This window comes from Bacillus sp. AFS037270 (assembly GCF_002585305.1).
Genome location: NZ_NUNF01000003.1, coordinates 24,831 through 42,714, shown reverse-complemented (window position 1 = coordinate 42,714; position 17,884 = coordinate 24,831). Strand labels below are relative to the sequence as shown.

The window sequence follows — 17,884 nt, the reverse complement described above, 5'->3', positions numbered from 1 at the left end:
ATAATGAAAATCATTCTCAGATGATTCTAACAAGGAAGGTGTAAAGAATGACTTTTGCTTTTGTTGGTGGAACGGTGATTATATATGCATTTGTCATGAAGCACGTTTTGAAAAATGTAACTCAATAAATTATTTCAAAAGCCAGGGAGAAATCCTTGGCTTTTGTTTTGATTAAAAATTTTCACCCCAAATGAGTGTGCATTATAGGAAATATTTGAATTATCGTATAAAATAAAAAATATTACTATGATGCTAAGGGGAATATCAATGGTGCAAACAGCTAGACGGGAAGACACTTTTCTTACACTTAAAAGCAAAATGGTTTCGGTATATGAATATTTAAGAAATCAGCACGATCAAGTCCAAGCCGAAAAGGTAAAACAGCTCGCAAGAAAGTTAGAGAATCGAGAGTATTCGATTGCTTTTTGCGGACATTTTTCAGCTGGGAAATCGACAATGATCAATCAGGTGGTTGGGGAAAATCTGCTTCCATCAAGCCCCATTCCAACAAGTGCAAACTTGGTAAAAGTAAAATCTGGTGAGGATTATGCAAAAGTATACTTTAAAAATGAAAAGCCAAGGCTGTATTTAGCTCCCTATGATTATGATTTAGTCAAAAATTATTGTAAAGACGGCGACAAAATCGAGGAAGTGGAAATCAGCCATAGCGACACTAGCTTACCGTCCAATACAATGATACTGGATACACCAGGGATTGATTCAGCTGATGATGCTCATCGGATCGCTACAGAATCCGCTATCCACCTAGCCGATGTCATTTTTTATGTCATGGACTACAATCATGTCCAAGCTGAATTGAATTTCTTATTTACAAAGGAGTTAACGGAGGCAGGTAAAGAGGTATACCTCGTTATCAATCAAATTGATAAACATAAAGATGAGGAATTAACTTTTCAAGATTTTCAAAAGAGTGTTGTAGATTCATTTGCCTCTTGGGGTGTGAAACCAGCAAGGATCTTTTATACCTCTTTAAAAGATAAAAGACATCAATTTAACCAGTTTCAAGAATTACAAGAATTTATTGCTGATAAACTGGCCGAGAAAGACGAATTGATCGTTCCATCTATTTTCCATTCATTAAAGAAAATTGCCTTTGACCATTTAAGGTTTGTAAAAAAGCAGGAAGCAGAAGAAATTGCCTCTTCACTCGAAGTACTGAATGAACTGCCAGATAAGCAGAAAGAAGATTTATTAATAAACTTTCAAACACTTGTATCCGATCTTAATAAAGTTAAAGATGTACCTTTAGAAAAAGAAAAGGAATTTGATTTAGAAATTGCCCAAATCATGAAAAATTCCTACCTTATGCCATTTCAAACAAGGGAATTAGCTGAAAAGTATTTGGAAAGTTGTCAAAAGGATTTTAAAGTTGGTTTTTTATTTTCGAAACAGAAAACCGAAGAAGAGCGGAATAAAAGGTTAACCAGTTTTTATAATGATTTGCTTGAGAAAACTAGAACTCAGCTTGAGTGGCATTTACGAGAATTTTTACTGTCTACCTTAAAGGTAACAGAACTTGACAAACCTGAACTTCAAGGCATGGCACAGTCTTTTTCTATACCAGTATCAATGGATTTATTGAGGAAAACAGTTAAGCAGGGTGCTCGTGTTACCGGGGATTATGTGCTTCATTATACAGAAGACGTGGCAAATGAGATTAAGAGAGTTGCTCGGACCCAATTAACAGATTTTAAAGACAAATTAATGGTAGCTTTAAAAGAACATAGTGCTATCCTAATGGTAAAATATGAAAGTGAATTCCAAAAGATTGAAAAGTATGTTAACGCATTAGATGAGCTGAAAAAGCATGAACAGGCAAATTTACATCGAGAAAATTTACTAAATGAACTGTTAGCAAATACGAAAACCTTACAGGAGGATGTATATCAGCTTTTTAGTGATGAAGAAGAAGAGTACGAAGTGGTTAACTCCCTTGGGGAAGTCAATATGGTGAAAGCAAAATCCGAAAAAACAAGGGAAACCAAAGCACTTAAGACAGAGATTAAATCTGAGAGAGAACCAACAGGAGATCTATTACAGCTAACAACGGCAAAACTTAAACGAGCATCAAACCTTATAAAGGACCTGCCCGGTTTTCATAAAATATCAAAAGAATTAACCGAAAAGGCTGATAGGCTGGCTAATAAGGGGTTTACAGTCGCACTATTTGGCGCGTTTAGTGCTGGTAAGTCCTCTTTCGCCAATGCCTTAATGGGGGAGAAGGTTCTGCCTGTTTCTCCCAACCCTACCACAGCGGCAATTAACAAAATTAAGCCTGTCACTGCCGAATATCCGCATGGCACCGTTTTAGTGAAGTTTAAAGAGTCAAATACACTACTTGATGATATTAATCGCTCTTTAAAGGTTTTTGACCTCCATGCAGATAGTACTTCAGATGCTATAAACATAATCGATCAAATTAATCTCGAGTCAGGTCAAGGGGTATTAGAAAAGACACATTTAGCCTTTTTATATGCATTTAAAAAGGGCTATCACTCCTTTGTTCCATTACTTGGTACGATTAAGACAACAGATTTAGCTGACTTTCATGAGTTTGTCGCACAGGAAGAAAAATCATGTTACGTGGAATGGATTGAGCTTTACTATGATTGTGATCTGACACGAAAGGGCATTACACTTGTCGATACCCCTGGGGCAGATTCCATTAATGCCAGACATACTGGTGTAGCCTTTGATTACATTAAAAATTCAGATGCGATTCTTTTTGTGACCTATTATAATCATGCTTTTTCTAAAGCGGACCGCGAATTTTTAATACAGCTTGGACGTGTAAAGGAATCGTTTCAAATGGATAAGATGTTCTTTATCATTAACGCGATTGACCTGGCTGAAAATGAGGAGGAAAAGGATTCCGTTGTCGATTATGTTGAGGAACATTTAATTAAGTATGGGGTAAGAAATCCTCATCTTTATTCTTTATCTAGTCTTTTGGCATTAAAGGAAAAAAACAATCCCGATTTAAATGTGATCTCTGGTATGAAACCATTTGAGCAGGCATTTTATCATTTTATTTCTAATGACCTTACAGAAATGGCGATTTCTTCGGCAGAAAAAGAATTAACAAGGGTCCATGAATTGGTAAAGACACTTATTCAGAATTCTCAACAAGACCAGACCATTAAAGCACAAAAACGAGCAGAAATTGAGAAGCAACAAGCAAAGGTTAGGATTATTCTTAACAATGAAACTGTTGCTTCTTTACAAAATCGATTGATCCAAGAAGCAGAAGAATTAATTTTTTATATTAAGCAAAGAGTCTTCTTACGGTTTGGTGATTTCTTTAAGGAGGCCTTTAACCCATCTACTTTAAGGGATGATGGCCGTAACTTGAAAAAGGCTTTGCATGCAGGACTTGATGAATTTCTTGAGAGTTTTGGCTTTGATTTTGCCCAAGAACTTAGGGCTACAACTGTAAGATTAGATCGGTTTATTGACAATTTGTTTAGGGATTATCAAGAACGACTTACTCGGAATTTATTTGAAATAAACCAAGATCTTTCTTTTTCAATGTTTGAAAAAAAGGAAAGTAATAGAATTGATTTCCCGATAGCTTTTAAGAACGTAAATCAGCAGCAGTTTAGTAAAGCACTATCCCATTTTAAAAATCCTAAGTCCTTTTTTGAGAAAAATGACAAAAAGTTAATGAGTGATGAGTTGTATCATATACTGAATGCACTTGCAGATGATTATCTAAAGGATGAAGCGGCCCGATTAAATCAACATTATGATTCAGAACTGAAGGACAATTTCAGTCAACTAATAAATAAAATAGATGAACAGACTGAGGAGTTTTACTTAAGTCTGCTTTCTGCCTTAGACGGAGGAGTTTCCGTTGATCTTTTACTGGGAATAGAGCATAAGCTTTCAGAATAAATGGGAGGCGAAAGGTATGAAATATGTAAAAGACAGTGAATGGTTATTGAAACATTTAAATGATGTGAATGTAAAAATTGTAGATTGCCGTTTTTCTTTAGCTGAACCACAAAAGGGAAAAATTAATTATCTGCAAAGTCACCTGCCTGGGGCGGTCTACTTTGATTTAGAACAAGATTTATCAGGAACTGTCGGTGATCATGGTGGACGCCATCCCTTGCCAGATGTTGATGTCTTAGTCAATAAGCTTGAAAATGCAGGTATCAATCATGAAATTACAGTCATTGCTTATGATGATGGGGAAGGCGCTTTTGCAGCTCGTTTTTGGTGGCTATTGAAATATCTCGGCCACGAAAATGTGTATGTATTGGATGGTGGCTTCAAAAACTGGCTGAAAGCAGATTTTCCTGTAACCGCAGCTATTCCAACCTTTAAAAGGGAAGATTTTCGCCTGGGTTTGCGGTCTGAGTTACTTGCAACATATGAAGAGGTGAAAGCTGCGGTTGCCAAACAAGACAAGGTTTTAATTGATTCCCGTGAAGCCAAACGTTACCTTGGTTTAGAAGAACCGATAGATAAAAAAGCAGGGCATATTCCGGGTGCACTTAATAAACCATGGATGGAAGGATTACGAGGAGGCCGTTATTTACCAAATTCTGAACAAATGAAGCGATTCTCTGATCTTGACTTAAACCAGCCGATTATCGTGTATTGCGGCTCTGGGGTAACGGCTGTCCCCAATTTCCTCGCACTAAAGCAAGCGGGATTTAAAAACGTGAAGCTGTATGTGGGAAGCTTTAGCGACTGGATTTCGTATGAAGAAAATAAAATTGAATCATCATCCTAGTCTTCTTATGGTATAATGGTAGACGTGCTGTTTTTTAGTATACCAAGAGGAGGACTAAAAAATTGGAAAATCAAAAGCCTTCACTAATGCTCGTTGATGGTATGGCCTTACTATTCCGTGCTTTTTACGCTACCGCTGTAACAGGCCAATTTATGATAAATTCAAAAGGAATTCCGACTAATGGAATCCATGGTTTCGTTAAACATTTATTTACGGCTGTATCCTCATTTAAGCCGACACACCTTGCTGTATGCTGGGATATGGGGAGCAAAACCTTTCGAACAGAAATATTTGCTGATTATAAGGGTAATCGGGGCGAGGCGCCGATTGAGCTTATTCCACAATTTGATTTAGTCAAAGAGGTTGTTGAGTCCTTTGATATTCCTAATATTGGTATGGCAGGGTATGAGGCCGATGATTGCATAGGTACAATTGCACAGCAAATGAAGGGTACTGCACATGTATCGATTTTAACGGGTGACCAGGATATTCTCCAGCTTTTAGATGAGGATATTTCGGTTATATTACTCAAAAAGGGATATGGTAATTATCTAGTTCATACACCGCAAACCTTCTTTGAAGATAAGGGGATTATGCCAAGACAGATGATTGATTTAAAGGCTCTCATGGGTGATCCTAGTGATAATTACCCTGGGGTTAAAGGGATTGGTGAAAAAACAGCTCTTAAGCTTTTAAAAGAGTTCGAACATGTAGAGGGAATTATTTCTAATCTCGACCGCTTATCAAAATCCCATAAATCAAAAATAGAGCAGGATTTAGATATGCTCCATTTGTCTAGGACCTTAGCCGAAATAAAATGCGATGTTCCCGTAACATGTCAACTTGACCAGGCTGGATTGTCCATTCCAAGGGAAAGAGCATTAAATAAATTGAAGGAAGTCGAACTTCGAGGTATTCAGCGGCTGCTTCCGCTTGATGAGGCGATTATTTCCTAAGTATAAAGGGTGTTCCACACGTTGGGACACCCTTCTTTATTACCCGTAAACAGTGCAAATGTTATATTTTAGTATTACTTTTCTTTGCTCTATTTTCTAACTTGCTTTTTGGATCCTCGGTCATTTCTGCATCCTGCCCATATCCTTGCGGATTTACGCTCGGAGCTTTCACTCCTCGACTAGCGTTGCCTTTTTTAGTCAAAATACTTCACCTCCCACTTTTTTAGTATTTCCACTAGGAATAATAAAACACCACTTTCTGAACAATAATGGGTAGAGGTGATATGATGAACAAAGGTGTTTATTTAGCCCTTTTTAGCATTGGTCTTGCCCAAGGTGTTAAGATTCCCATCCATTATTTCAAAAAGAAAGAATGGCGGCCTGACTTATTTTTTGGAACAGGCGGAATGCCAAGTTCCCATTCCGCTGGTGTTTCCACTTTGACTACGTATATTGCACTGCAAAGGGGATTGACAACCTTTGACTTTGCCCTTTCGCTTGTCTACGGCTTAATTGTTATGTATGATGCGCAAGGGGTACGGAGGCAGACGGGAGAACTTACTCTAAAAGTAAATTCAATGAATGATTTAATTGAGAAAATTCATAAAGAAGAAAGTCTGGAATATAAACAAGAGGCCCCAAAAAAGCTGAAAGAAATGTTAGGTCACCAGCCAGAAGAAGTAGTGGGAGGGGCCGTGTTAGGAGTATTAGTCGGTGTCATCGGTCATCTTTGTACAAAAAAGGATAGAAAATTGTCAAAATTTAAGTTAAGATTTTAACTGTTCATATGTGTGGGAGAGGATTGGTCTGAACCGTGTTAACAGTTGAAGATTATTTGCACTACTTGAAAGGGAAGGGCTTTCAATTTCAAGAGGATGCGATTGGTTTTATTTTCTTCGGAAAACACTATACAAATGCTTCCGATGAAATCATTAATACCGCAATTGAATTGACTTTAAAAGCACAAAAACGTTTTGACGGAAGTTTCTATGTGGCCTTGCTCGAAATGTTAACAGCAAATAATATCAACTCAAGAAAAGCTGCGTTAAAATATTTAAAGGAAAGAGAATTACTGGCTATATAATTAAATTAGAAAGCTCCCTGAAGAAGAGGGAGCTTTTAACTTTCTAGACTTTTACTTTTTCTAAACAAGGCCAGCTTTCTTGCTGGAAGCTCGGCCATAATCATTCCCAGAAAGATTAGAATACATCCAAAAAGAGCACTTATCGATAAACGTTCATGGGCCCAAAAATAACCTGTTATAGCGGCAAAAACTGGCTCCATGGCGAAAATTAACGCAACCCTTGTTGCTGAAGTATATTTTTGAAAATTAGTTTGGATAAAAAAAGCAATTGCTGTAGCAAAAACGCTTGTAATGACCAATGCAGCCATAACATCTTTTGACACTAAAATATCCAGTCTTACTGACTTCCTCCAATCCTCAAAAAAGAAAGAAGAGAAAGAGGATAACAGGCCGACGGTTGATATTTGAATAACCGTTAATAGCAAAGTAGGGTAATTATTGCTGACCTTACCGGTTATAATAATATGCATACCAAAACTAATCGCACAAATAAAAACAAACCCATCACCAATATTAAAGCCTGAAACATCAGTCAACGTCAAAAAAAATAAACCAAGTGTCGCAGTTATAACACCAAAGACCGCATTTTTACTCGGGTATTGTTTAAGTAACAACATGGAGAATAGTGGAACCAGTACAACGCTGAGTCCTGTGATAAACCCTGCCTTTGATGTAGTGGTATACAAGAGACCAATTGTTTGGGTTACATAACCAAGGAAAAGCCAAAAACCGATAAATACTCCTGATGCTAGTAATTTCAAGTTCATCTGTTTTAACTGCTTAAAATCAAAAAAGAGCAAGCAGAAAAATAAAACAAGAGCTGCCAGAGAAAAACGGATGCCATTAAAAGCAAATGGCGGGAGAAAATCAATCGCATTTTGGACTAGAACAAAAGTTGTACCCCAAATTAATGTAACAAATAGCAGACTTAAATCGGCAATTAATGGTCGTTTCATGGTGTCTAGTGTTTCTCCTCTCTTATATTTTTTTGAATCGCCAATCTAGCCAGTTCATCCGCAACTTTGTTCTCGGCACTTGGGATCCACTTAATGAAGAATAAATCAAATTTTTTTGTGAGTTTTAATGCCTTTTCAAGTAAGGGTGCATACGATTTATTTTTAGTAAACTCTCTTTCCACAGCCATGTTTACTAATTCAGAGTCTGTTCGAAATGAGATAATGGAATGGACTAATCCTTTTTTATAACAGATGTCAAGAGCTTCAATAAAAGCATGAAATTCTGCTTCATGGTTTGACATGCTTCCAAGCGGTATCGAATACTTTTCTAAAGTACCGTTTCCTTTAATGAATATCCCGGCTCCGCTTGGTCCAGGATTACCAGCACTTGCCCCATCAATATAGACTTCAATCAATGCTGATTCCTCCTCGGGTGATAATAGTTACAACTTAATATAGAAGAGTTTAACATATTTTCACAAAGACATGCAGGGAATTATTTTTTCTATGGGACAAGTGGGCAGAATAAAAGTATCGATATTTTTATTCTAACTGAATAAGCTAATTGGTAAGACGATGAAAACCATCATGAAAGGCTGAAAATAATGAAATATAAGCTTGAGTGGATATATAATGTAAAAAGTAATGAAAAGGTTCAATGTTCTTCAGATTGGTTAACGGGTGAATTAGCTGTTCAATTTGCTGAGGAGATTGAGGCTAGCGGAAAAGTAACCGAGTTATACTTTTATGATGAAGCAGGCACATCTTGGATATTGAAGGAAATGAAAAAGCTGTTAACGGAAATTGAGGAGGACCCCCATGAAATTACGGTCTTTTTTGACGGCGGTTTTCAAAAGGAAAGTAACCAAGCAGGACTTGGAGCTGTTATCTTTTTTAAACAAGGAAAGAAGAAATATCGAATCCGAGCAAATCAACGTTTTGATGAAATGGAATCAAATAATGAAGCAGAATATGCTGCATTTTATTTTGCATTAAACATCTTAGAAGACTTAGGAGTACATCATTTATCTTGCGAATTTAAAGGTGATTCACAAGGGATATTAAAGCAGCTTGAAGGAGAATGGCCGTGTTACGAAGAAACCCTCAACCGCTGGCTTGACAGAATTGAAGGAAAAATAAAGACTTTAGGTATCCACCCAAAATTCACGGTAATACCTCGTAAAGATAATAAGGAAGCCGATAAATTGGCCACCCAGGCATTAGAGGGGAAAGAGATATTCGCTAAAACATTAATACTATGAGGAGAGGGTGTCAATTATCATGAAGCCTTCAGTCAGAAAGGAATTATTGAGCCAGGTAGAAGGCTTAATGAACCAATATTGTAATGGCTGCTTTTTGAATAAGTATTTAAAAAAGGCAGACGGGCGGAGAGCCGCACATCGTTTTTGTATTTCTCAATGTACAGTGGGCGAACAGCTTCGGGATTATGGGAAAAAATTAAAGTAAGAATATTAAAAAGGCTGACAAATTTCGTCAGCCTTGAATGGTTATTATTTGAAATGATTATAGTTTTACTACGTTAGCAGCTTGTGGTCCACGGTTTCCTTCAACGATTTCGAAAGAAACTTCTTGACCTTCTTCTAATGATTTGAAACCGTCGCCTTGAATCGCACTGAAATGTACGAATACATCGTCTCCGCCTTCAACTTCGATAAAACCAAAACCTTTTTCGTTGTTAAACCATTTTACTTTACCGTTTTGCATGTACTTCTTCCTCCTAAGCCTATCGTGGCACCTATTCGGTACCAAGTTAAATATTATCATGTATCGCTTACATGATGCTTTAAATATACAATAATGAAAATGGACAGTCAAGGAATCGCAGGTGGTTTTTTCCTAAAAAAAGCATTGTTTTGAATAATTTATTAATATAAGTGAATAAATTATTTGATGAATATAATATAGGCTCTTCCTCATATGTTTATTAATAACATTTCAATTTGAGGTGAGGGAGCCCATGTACCGATTTTCAATTGAAGGAGAAGAATGGATTTTAAGATTCTCACCAAAAGTCTTAATTGAAGCAGATGAAAAGCAGGCTATACTCATGTCATTGCTGCAAATAGGAAATGATTTAGCTGATTTTTCTCATGGGAATGGCTTTATCATGTTTACTAAGAAAATTGGAGCCATTGTCTTTGATGTAGAGCGAATTCCCTCTTTCATTTTAACTGTCTCTAATATTGTTCCTGAAGAGAATTGGTATGTTCAAGATAAGAACTCGTTTAAGCCGAATAACTAGATGGATAAAACATAGTTTTTAAGACCTGCCAATTGTTGAGCAGGTTATTTTTTATGAGAAAGTATAAAAGTTTTTGNNGCTTGTCGGGGCTGACCAAGGCGCTTGCGCTTTTCTTATTTTTCTGACTATTATATTAAACCATTAAGATAATTAACTTCATTTGGTTTGCCCAAATTCTGCCTTATTTTTTACCTTTACGAAATAGATTTGAAGTGGGAAAATGAATCAGGGATGCTTTAAGAAGGAGCAAATTAAGATGAAATTAATTATTGCTGAAAAACCCGATCAAGGTTCAACATTAGCTTCAATTTTTAAACATAAAAAACAAAACGGTTTTATTGAAATATTTCCTAATGAAACATTTATGAGAGGAGCATATGTAACTTGGGCAATTGGACATTTATGCCAGTTGGTTGCCCCTGAAAAGTATGAATCCGGTTGGAAAAAATGGTCATTAGACACTTTGCCCATCATACCCGAACACTTTCAATACGAAGTAACAAAAGATAAGGCAAAGCAATTTGCCGTTATAAAAAAACTAGTATCTGACCCGAATGTAACGGAAATTATTCATGCAGGTGATGCCGGGCGTGAAGGTGAATTGATCATTCGTAATATCCTCCGCTTAACTAACTGCAAAAAACCAATGAAACGACTTTGGATTTCATCCTTAACGCCAAATGCAATCCGAGAAGGGTTTAACAAATTATTGGATGAACAGGATACAAAAAGCTTATACTTTGAGGCCTATACTCGTGCGTGTGCGGACTGGATTGTCGGTATGAATGGCTCAAGGCTTTATAGCTTGCTGCTTCAGAAAAAGGGATTCTCAGATGTATTCTCAGTTGGCAGGGTCCAAACTCCAACTTTAGCCCTTATTGTAAAACGAGAACTAGAGATTGAGAATTTTAAGTCTGAACCATTTTGGGAGGTAACTGCACGCTTTGCGATAAATGGCAAAAAATACAGTGGTAAGTGGCAGAATGAAGGGGAAACCCGTGTGAAGACCAAAGAGTTGGCTGAAAAAGTTGCCGCCTTTTGTCGAGACAAGCCGGCTGAAGTTGCAGAGGTACTTTCGGAAAGAAAAGAATTTTTACCACCCCTGTTATATAATCTTTCAGCTTTACAGGCGGAAGCCAATAAACGTTTTAAATCCTCTCCAAAAAACACGTTAGATATACTGCAAAAACTCTATCAAAAAGGGTATGTTTCATATCCCCGCTCCGATTCGAGGTATGTTACAAAAGAAGAGGCTAATACCTTTCCTGATATTTTAAATCGATTAAGTCATCTAAAAGACTACGAAAGTTATTTCCCACTTCCGATTGCTTCTATTGCAGATAACAAACGATACGTGAATGAAAAAAAGGTAACCGATCACTATGCCATTATTCCAACTGAGCAAATCCCGAATTTAGATAGGCTTGGTTCTGATGAGCGGAAGATTTATGATTTAATTGTGACTAGCTTAATTGCTGCCCATTATAATAAGTCTGTTGCAGAATATACAACCGTTACTACGTTAGTAGATGGCAGAGCATCTTTCATTTCAAAAGGAAAGGTGCAACTAGAAGAAGGATGGAGAAAAGTTATAAATCATAAGGAACGTGAGGATGTTCCTGAACTGCCTGCCTTAACAAAAGGAGAACAGGGTAAAACGGTGAAAGTAGATGTGAAAGAAAGCCAGACACAACCGCCAAAGCGGTATACTGAAGGCCAGCTGATTACATTAATGAAAACGGCAGGAAAACATATAGATGATAAAGAGCTCGAGAAAATCCTTACTAAAACGGAAGGATTAGGAACGGAAGCTACTCGAGCTGGGATTATTACTATGCTTAAGGACCGTTTATACATTGAAGTGAAAAAAAACTTAGTTTATGCAACTGCCAAAGCTAAAATATTGATCGAAGCGATAGGTCAAGAAATTCTGGCTTCACCGGAAATGACAGCAAAATGGGAGCAAAAACTAAAGGAAATATCGGAAGGTGCTGCTGTGCCAAAGCATTTTATGGAGCAAACGAAAAAGATGGTTCTCCATCTAATTTCTTCCAGTTTGGAACAATCTGCAGCGTGGGTCTTTTCTGAAGATATTACTCAAAACTTCACTCCTGGAAAACAAAAAGGAAAGAGAAGAACTTCAACTAAACTAGGGTCTTGTAAAAAATGTGATGGTGATATTATTGATAAAGGCACCTTCTACGGATGCAGTAATTATAAAAAAAATCAGTGTAACTTTACAATTTCAAAGAAAATCCTTGGAAAAAATATTACTCAAAAAAATGTAAAACTTCTCCTGTCAGGTGAAAAGACAGAACTAATCGAAGGATTTACGAATAAGGACAAAACCTTTAATGCCAGACTATTCCTTGATGGACAGGAAAATAGAATAAAATTTTTATTCGAGGAGACTGCCGTAAAATAATTCCTCACTTGTCACTCATTTTTTAATATAGTAAACTTTTAGAAGAGTAATTTTTTGGAGGTTAAGGGATGCCAACACCTAGTATGGAAGATTATATCGAACAAATATATATTTTAATTGAAGAAAAAGGTTACGCCCGGGTATCGGATATTGCCGAAGCGTTATCTGTCCATCCCTCCTCAGTAACAAAAATGGTGCAAAAGCTTGATAAAGATGAATATTTAGTTTATGAAAAATATAGAGGACTTAGCTTAACACCCAAGGGTAATAAGATTGGTAAACGCCTAGTTTTTAGACATGAACTACTTGAACAATTTCTCAAAATTATTGGGGTAAAGGATGAAAACATCTATCATGATGTTGAAGGAATCGAGCATCATTTAAGCTGGGACTCTATTGATCGGATTGGAGATCTTGTTCAGTTCTTTGAGGAAGACCAGAATAGGATTGACGCGTTAAAAGAAGTTCAAAAACAAAATGAGCATGAATAGAGTAAATATTCTCAATCTAAAATAAGTATACAGAAAGCACCTAGCAATCAAGCTAGGTGCTTTTAAAATAAATTTGGATAATCGTCAAAGGATTGTTCGAGTTCCGGCATAAGAGATAATGCTCCATTTGTATCCTGCACTGTTTGAAGCCCTTGAATTAAGCCTTGTTCAACATCCAATAATGCCTTGCGGTAAGATATGACCCGCCCTTCGGAAGTAACAAAATTGATAATCTCTCCATTGTAATTTCGCTGGATTGCAGTAATTGTTTCCATAGGGACACTCCTTTCCTATGTATTATAGCTATAAATAGCGAATAATAAACAAAGCTGCAATTGAAAAAAGCATCGGTAACCGATGCTTATTGCCCCCAATTGAAAGGTGTTTCTTGGTAAACATAGTAATTTAACCAATTAGAGAAGAATAAATGACCATGTGAGCGCCACCGATTAATTGGTGGTTGTGTTGGGTCATTGTTTGGAAAGTAATTTTCAGGCATATGAATCTCTAGACCTTTTTTTAAGTCTCTCTCATATTCTTGTGCCAAGGAATCGGAGTCATATTCCAGATGACCTGTGATCATGACATGTTTTCGATCCCTCGAGGCAATCAATAATGCCCCGGCTTCCTCTGAGGCAGCTAATAATTTTAATTCTGGATTTTTCATAATGGATTCAATTGCTATATCTGTGTAACGTGAATGCGGAGCATAAAAATGATCGTCAAACCCTCGCAATAAGATATCATTTTGCTCAAAGATTTGATGGGCGTAAATTCCGGAGCATTTACGTTTCAACTCAAATTTACCGATACCATAGTGATAGTATAGGCCCGCCTGTGCACCCCAGCAAATATGTAAGGTCGAGGTGACATTTTGATCGGCCCAATCCATGATCTCTTTTAATTCAGACCAATATTTCACTTGATCAAATTCTAATAATTCAACCGGTGCACCAGTGATAATCATTCCGTCAAATTTTAAATTTTTAATTTCCGGAAATTTTGTATAGAACTGTTCTAAATGCTGCTTACTTGTATGGGTTGACTCATACGAATCGGTTTTTAAAAAATTCACATTTACCTGTAATGGTGAGTTTCCTAATAAGCGCAATAACTGTGTTTCCGCTTTTTCTTTTTCAGGCATTAAATTTAATATTAAGATATTTAAAGGCCTAATATCCTGAGTGATTGCCCTCTCATCATCCATTATGAAAATATTTTCCTGTTCAAGTATCTCCCTTGCAGGTAATTGCTTAGGTATGTTAATAGGCAAGTGAACGTCCCCTTTCTTAAATCCATAAAATATAAAGGTATTTTTTTAATGACCTGCGGATGGAGTCTTTGAATATTAAAAAAATTCGATAATTACATTATAAACATTATTATAATTTCAGGAAAGATACTAATTTAGATATAATAATAATCGGAATAAAAAAACCTTATTTGCTACAATGGTAGTGCTATGGAATTAATGCTGAATGTGGGGGATTAACGTGAAGATGAAAACATCAGTGAAGTCAGACATTGAAATTGCACAAGCATCCAAAATGAAGCCAATTGTTGAAATTGCGGAAAATATTGGTTTACTAGAAAACGATTTGGAGCTTTATGGAAAATATAAAGCGAAAATTTCCAATGAAGCACTAAACAAAATAAAGACAAATAATGATGGAAAAATTATCCTTGTTACCTCGATTAATCCAACTCCGGCGGGTGAAGGGAAATCTACTGTTACAGTCGGCCTTGCTGATGCATTTAATAGAATTGGGAAAAAGGTAATGATTGCAATGCGTGAGCCCTCGCTTGGGCCAACTATGGGCATAAAAGGCGGTGCAACTGGCGGCGGCTATTCTCAAGTTCTTCCAATGGAGGACATTAACCTCCATTTTACCGGAGACATTCATGCTATTACGACTGCAAATAATGCTCTTGCTGCGTTAATTGATAACCATCTACAGCAAGGCAATGAGTTAAACATAGATCAGCGAAGAATTGTTTGGAGACGGGCATTAGACTTAAATGATCGTGCATTACGAAAAGTGATTATCGGACTTGGAGGTCCACTTCAAGGTGTCCCCCGTGAGGATGGTTTCGACATTACCGTTGCCTCTGAAATTATGGCTGTTCTTTGTTTAGCAACTGACTTAAAGGATTTAAAATTACGATTATCACGGATGGTTGTTGCTTATAATGTAAATAAACAACCAGTGACAGTTGGAGATCTTGGTGTAGAGGGTGCATTAGCGCTATTGTTAAAGGACGCGGTTAAACCAAATCTTGTTCAAACCATTGAACACACACCAGCGCTAATACACGGAGGTCCGTTTGCAAATATCGCGCATGGCTGCAACAGTGTCATTGCCACAAAGGCAGCTCAAAAGTTAGCAGATTATGTCATCACTGAGGGTGGCTTTGGGGCTGATTTAGGTGCAGAGAAGTTTTTACATATCAAAGCACGCAGTGCAAGAATTAAACCAGAAGCTGTAGTTGTAGTTGCTACCATCCGTGCCTTAAAAATGCATGGTGGTGTCGAAAAAAAGGATTTGGCAAGTGAGAATATCTCAGCACTTATACTTGGTTTTAGTAATTTGCAAAAACATATTGAAACAATAAAAAGTTTTGGCCTTCCGGTGGTCGTTGCGATCAATAAATTTATTACCGATACAAGTTTAGAAGTGCAAACATTGCTTGACTGGTGTGAAAGGGAAAATGTACCTGCGGCATTAACGGAAGTTTGGGAAAAAGGAGGGGAAGGGGGTATGGAGCTTGCGCAAACACTCTTGTCAGTGATGGATAAAGAGGAAAATCATTTTCATCCCTTATATGAACTTTCTGACTCGATTGAACAAAAAATTCGGACAATTGTCCAAGCTGTATACGGCGGGAAGGACGTAGAGTTTTTACCGAAAGCAAAAAAACAATTAGCTGATTTTGAAAGGTTCGGCTGGTCTCATTTACCTGTTTGCATGGCAAAATCACAGTATTCACTATCGGATGATCCTTCTAAGCTTGGCAGGCCGACCGATTTCATCGTAACAATTAGGGAATTTAAACCTTCAATCGGAGCAGGCTTTATTGTGGCCTTAACAGGAGAGGTCATGACGATGCCGGGACTCCCTAAAAATCCAGCCGCTCTTAATATGGATGTGGACGATCAAGGGAATGCGCTAGGACTTTTCTAAAGGAGTCGAGTAAACAATGTTTGACCCAACAGCCTTTGATAATATGAAAGTAGTGATTGAAGGGGCCCTTTATGATTTAGATATAAAGGGTGACATTATCATTACTGATCGAAATGATTTAATTAACTTAGCAAAAATGTCCCGCTCTTTTGACGTATCCTTTCAGTTGCCGGATGGTAATGGTACTGCAAAAGTAGAATTGAAGTCTACATTGTTAAATTTGGCAGCTGAGCTCTTACCGTCTATGCAGACGGAACACCAGGCTGGATGTTATGTAAGACTGGAATTTTTCCTTGAACAGGAAAAAGAGCCGAATTTTTATGAATTAAAAGATATCCTTCTAAATATATGGGGAGATTCTCGAGATTTTTCATTGACCAGTCATGTTCACCCGTTAGATACAGACCAAAAAATTTCAATCATTCTTGCAGTGGAATTTGGCCGCTTGGTTACCGAGGACCAGATGGATGATTTGGTCAATATGACTGATTTTGTAGTAACGACACTAGAGCGGCTGAACATTAGATAATTATAATAACCAGCTATTCGGTTAGCTGGTTATATTTATTTTTAAAATATTTACAATATTCAAATTTGAGGTTACAGTTATATTAGCGTGATATTATGACCTCATACTAATAGCAGGGGGAGAGACGCATGGTTAAGACCGCATGGGTAACTGATAGTACAGCCTATTTAGATGATGAGCTAATCAATCATCCAGATTTATATACCATCCCGTTAACTGTCGTTCTGGACGGGGAGGAATATTTGGATGGAATAGACTTAACCCCAAAGGAATTATTTGGCCGATTAAAGGAATTAAAAAACCCGCCGTTAACCTCGCAGCCATCGGTTGGTTCTTTTCAATCTTTATATGAACAATTGTCAAAAGAATATGATCAAATTGTAACGATTCTTATCTCAGGAAAGTTAAGTGGGACAGTCTCCTCGAGCAAGCAGGCAGCGGCACTTGTCGATATTCCGGTCACTACCTTTGATTCGCACATCCTTACTTATCCAATGTCCGCATTAATTAAAAAAGGGATGGAACTGGTTAGGGACGGTAAAAGTATTGAATCGATGGTAGAGCAACTTGAACAAATACGGGAAACGTGCGAGACATATGTTCTTGTCGGAAGTTTAGAGCAGCTCCATCGAGGCGGGCGTATGACCGGACTGCAATTTTTTCTTGGAAGTATGCTTAATGTCAAACCGATTATTTCAATTGAAGATGGGGCTCTTGGCGTGAAAGAAAAAGTTAGAGGTGAAAAGAAGGCCAAAGAGAAAATTCTTGATTATTTTCGATTATCATATGAACAGAATCGATTTAAAGAAGTATACCTATTGTACGGATTACATGAAGACCAAGCCAAAGCTTGGCAGATTGAACTGCAGGAGAAGTATCCTGATGTTAAAATTTTCAGCTGTCCATTAGGGGCAGTAATCGGCGTTCATGCTGGCGAAAACACCCTAGGAATTAGTTGGTTTAATGGCTTAAAATAACTTTACCTCCGATTGTACATACTATGAATGCAGTCAACATGAAGGAGAGGGGTGTGCACATGAGTAAGCAAGGAAGACAAAATCCAAACCAGACGAGAGAACAAATTGAAAAGCAGGATATTAGCAATGATGTGGAACTAGGCAGTGAATTTCAAATTGGCAACAATAAGTCACAAAGTCAGAAAAAAAGCGGCCGTCAGGCAAACAAAAAATAACCTCGAAACATCGGGGTTATTTTTTGTTTGCCTTTCATGTTAAA

The 17,884-nt window shown here is 37.3% G+C and carries 20 protein-coding genes; 14 read left to right on the top strand and 6 right to left on the bottom strand.

What is annotated here, in order from left to right; all coding sequences use genetic code 11:
* Nucleotides 1–267: 267 nt before the first annotated feature.
* From COD92_RS01520 to COD92_RS01510, 3 genes are all read left to right on the top strand, one after another.
* Nucleotides 268–3,915, top strand: a complete 3,648-nt coding sequence (locus COD92_RS01520) for a dynamin family protein (protein ID WP_098530462.1) — start codon at nt 268–270, stop codon at nt 3,913–3,915.
* Nucleotides 3,916–3,931: 16 nt separating this feature from the next.
* Nucleotides 3,932–4,762, top strand: a complete 831-nt coding sequence (locus COD92_RS01515) for a sulfurtransferase (protein WP_098530463.1) — start codon at nt 3,932–3,934, stop codon at nt 4,760–4,762.
* Nucleotides 4,763–4,824: 62 nt separating this feature from the next.
* Nucleotides 4,825–5,718, top strand: coding sequence for a 5'-3' exonuclease (locus COD92_RS01510; RefSeq protein ID WP_098530464.1), 894 nt, complete (start codon nt 4,825–4,827; stop codon nt 5,716–5,718).
* Between the two features lie 61 nt (nt 5,719–5,779).
* Here the strand turns inward: COD92_RS01510 and sspL are convergent, their stop codons facing one another.
* Entirely contained in the window at nt 5,780–5,920 is a 141-nt protein-coding gene (gene sspL, locus COD92_RS01505) for a small, acid-soluble spore protein L (protein WP_098530465.1), read from the bottom strand.
* 85 nt (nt 5,921–6,005) lie between these two features.
* Between sspL and COD92_RS01500 the strand changes: the two genes are divergently transcribed.
* Nucleotides 6,006–6,497, top strand: a complete 492-nt coding sequence (locus COD92_RS01500; RefSeq protein WP_098530466.1) for a divergent PAP2 family protein — start codon at nt 6,006–6,008, stop codon at nt 6,495–6,497.
* Between the two features lie 35 nt (nt 6,498–6,532).
* On the top strand, nt 6,533–6,802 hold the full coding sequence (locus tag COD92_RS01495) for a DUF6123 family protein (protein ID WP_098530467.1): 270 nt from the start codon (nt 6,533–6,535) through the stop codon (nt 6,800–6,802).
* Nucleotides 6,803–6,837: 35 nt separating this feature from the next.
* Here the strand turns inward: COD92_RS01495 and COD92_RS01490 are convergent, their stop codons facing one another.
* Entirely contained in the window at nt 6,838–7,758 is a 921-nt protein-coding gene (locus COD92_RS01490) for a DMT family transporter (protein WP_098530468.1), read from the bottom strand.
* A gap of 5 nt (nt 7,759–7,763) precedes the next feature.
* The gene (locus COD92_RS01485) at nt 7,764–8,174 is read right to left on the bottom strand and encodes a reverse transcriptase-like protein (protein WP_098530469.1); all 411 of its coding nucleotides are present in this window, start codon (nt 8,172–8,174) and stop codon (nt 7,764–7,766) included.
* A gap of 189 nt (nt 8,175–8,363) precedes the next feature.
* Here COD92_RS01485 and COD92_RS01480 point away from each other — a divergent pair, with 189 nt between their 5' ends.
* Both COD92_RS01480 and COD92_RS01475 read left to right on the top strand, forming a co-directional pair.
* Nucleotides 8,364–9,020, top strand: a complete 657-nt coding sequence (locus tag COD92_RS01480; RefSeq protein WP_098995868.1) for a reverse transcriptase-like protein — start codon at nt 8,364–8,366, stop codon at nt 9,018–9,020.
* A 19-nt stretch (nt 9,021–9,039) separates the two neighbouring features.
* Nucleotides 9,040–9,225, top strand: a complete 186-nt coding sequence (locus COD92_RS01475) for a zinc-finger domain-containing protein (protein WP_098530471.1) — start codon at nt 9,040–9,042, stop codon at nt 9,223–9,225.
* 57 nt (nt 9,226–9,282) lie between these two features.
* Here COD92_RS01475 and cspD read toward each other — a convergent pair whose 3' ends face one another.
* Nucleotides 9,283–9,483: a cold-shock protein CspD gene (gene cspD / locus COD92_RS01470; RefSeq protein ID WP_071459908.1), complete on the bottom strand. Its 201-nt coding sequence runs from the start codon at nt 9,481–9,483 to the stop codon at nt 9,283–9,285.
* 253 nt (nt 9,484–9,736) lie between these two features.
* Here cspD and COD92_RS01465 point away from each other — a divergent pair, with 253 nt between their 5' ends.
* From COD92_RS01465 to mntR, 3 genes are all read left to right on the top strand, one after another.
* Nucleotides 9,737–10,021 (top strand): hypothetical protein, encoded by a 285-nt coding sequence (locus COD92_RS01465; RefSeq protein ID WP_098530472.1) that lies wholly within the window; start codon nt 9,737–9,739, stop codon nt 10,019–10,021.
* Between the two features lie 256 nt (nt 10,022–10,277).
* Complete coding sequence (locus COD92_RS01460) at nt 10,278–12,446, top strand: DNA topoisomerase III (protein ID WP_098995867.1); 2,169 nt, start codon at nt 10,278–10,280, stop codon at nt 12,444–12,446.
* 68 nt (nt 12,447–12,514) lie between these two features.
* Nucleotides 12,515–12,937: a transcriptional regulator MntR gene (gene mntR, locus COD92_RS01455; RefSeq protein WP_098530474.1), complete on the top strand. Its 423-nt coding sequence runs from the start codon at nt 12,515–12,517 to the stop codon at nt 12,935–12,937.
* 62 nt (nt 12,938–12,999) lie between these two features.
* On the opposite strand, the gene COD92_RS01450 is transcribed toward mntR, so the two are convergent.
* Together COD92_RS01450 and metA are read right to left on the bottom strand one after the other, a co-directional pair.
* Nucleotides 13,000–13,212 (bottom strand): DUF3892 domain-containing protein, encoded by a 213-nt coding sequence (locus tag COD92_RS01450; protein WP_098530475.1) that lies wholly within the window; start codon nt 13,210–13,212, stop codon nt 13,000–13,002.
* 86 nt (nt 13,213–13,298) lie between these two features.
* Nucleotides 13,299–14,210 carry a homoserine O-acetyltransferase MetA gene (gene metA, locus COD92_RS01445; protein ID WP_098530476.1) on the bottom strand — a complete coding sequence of 304 codons (912 nt, stop codon included), beginning with the start codon at nt 14,208–14,210 and terminating at the stop codon, nt 13,299–13,301.
* 226 nt (nt 14,211–14,436) lie between these two features.
* On the opposite strand from metA, the gene COD92_RS01440 reads away from it, so the two are divergent.
* The 4 genes from COD92_RS01440 (at nt 14,437) to COD92_RS31725 (ending at nt 17,840) form a co-directional block, all read left to right on the top strand.
* Nucleotides 14,437–16,119 carry a formate--tetrahydrofolate ligase gene (locus COD92_RS01440; protein ID WP_480254373.1) on the top strand — a complete coding sequence of 561 codons (1,683 nt, stop codon included), beginning with the start codon at nt 14,437–14,439 and terminating at the stop codon, nt 16,117–16,119.
* Nucleotides 16,120–16,135: 16 nt separating this feature from the next.
* Nucleotides 16,136–16,648 (top strand): hypothetical protein, encoded by a 513-nt coding sequence (locus COD92_RS01435; protein WP_098530478.1) that lies wholly within the window; start codon nt 16,136–16,138, stop codon nt 16,646–16,648.
* A 128-nt stretch (nt 16,649–16,776) separates the two neighbouring features.
* On the top strand, nt 16,777–17,625 hold the full coding sequence (locus COD92_RS01430) for a DegV family protein (RefSeq protein ID WP_098530479.1): 849 nt from the start codon (nt 16,777–16,779) through the stop codon (nt 17,623–17,625).
* Nucleotides 17,626–17,684: 59 nt separating this feature from the next.
* Nucleotides 17,685–17,840, top strand: coding sequence for a hypothetical protein (locus tag COD92_RS31725; RefSeq protein ID WP_176541200.1), 156 nt, complete (start codon nt 17,685–17,687; stop codon nt 17,838–17,840).
* The last annotated feature ends 44 nt before the right edge of the window (nt 17,841–17,884 follow it).

Excerpts from the sequence above, each read along its gene's own strand:
- COD92_RS01520 (WP_098530462.1), top strand. The coding sequence starts at position 268 with ATGGTGCAAACAGCTAGACGGGAAGACACTTTTCTTACACTTAAAAGC.
- COD92_RS01515 (WP_098530463.1), top strand. The coding sequence starts at position 3,932 with ATGAAATATGTAAAAGACAGTGAATGGTTATTGAAACATTTAAATGAT.
- COD92_RS01500 (WP_098530466.1), top strand. The coding sequence starts at position 6,006 with ATGAACAAAGGTGTTTATTTAGCCCTTTTTAGCATTGGTCTTGCCCAA.
- COD92_RS01490 (WP_098530468.1), bottom strand. The coding sequence starts at position 7,758 with ATGAAACGACCATTAATTGCCGATTTAAGTCTGCTATTTGTTACATTA.
- COD92_RS01480 (WP_098995868.1), top strand. The coding sequence starts at position 8,364 with ATGAAATATAAGCTTGAGTGGATATATAATGTAAAAAGTAATGAAAAG.
- COD92_RS01475 (WP_098530471.1), top strand. The coding sequence starts at position 9,040 with ATGAAGCCTTCAGTCAGAAAGGAATTATTGAGCCAGGTAGAAGGCTTA.
- cspD (WP_071459908.1), bottom strand. The coding sequence starts at position 9,483 with ATGCAAAACGGTAAAGTAAAATGGTTTAACAACGAAAAAGGTTTTGGT.
- COD92_RS01465 (WP_098530472.1), top strand. The coding sequence starts at position 9,737 with ATGTACCGATTTTCAATTGAAGGAGAAGAATGGATTTTAAGATTCTCA.
- COD92_RS01460 (WP_098995867.1), top strand. The coding sequence starts at position 10,278 with ATGAAATTAATTATTGCTGAAAAACCCGATCAAGGTTCAACATTAGCT.
- mntR (WP_098530474.1), top strand. The coding sequence starts at position 12,515 with ATGCCAACACCTAGTATGGAAGATTATATCGAACAAATATATATTTTA.
- COD92_RS01450 (WP_098530475.1), bottom strand. The coding sequence starts at position 13,212 with ATGGAAACAATTACTGCAATCCAGCGAAATTACAATGGAGAGATTATC.
- COD92_RS01440 (WP_480254373.1), top strand. The coding sequence starts at position 14,437 with ATGAAAACATCAGTGAAGTCAGACATTGAAATTGCACAAGCATCCAAA.
- COD92_RS01435 (WP_098530478.1), top strand. The coding sequence starts at position 16,136 with ATGTTTGACCCAACAGCCTTTGATAATATGAAAGTAGTGATTGAAGGG.
- COD92_RS01430 (WP_098530479.1), top strand. The coding sequence starts at position 16,777 with ATGGTTAAGACCGCATGGGTAACTGATAGTACAGCCTATTTAGATGAT.
- COD92_RS31725 (WP_176541200.1), top strand. The coding sequence starts at position 17,685 with ATGAGTAAGCAAGGAAGACAAAATCCAAACCAGACGAGAGAACAAATT.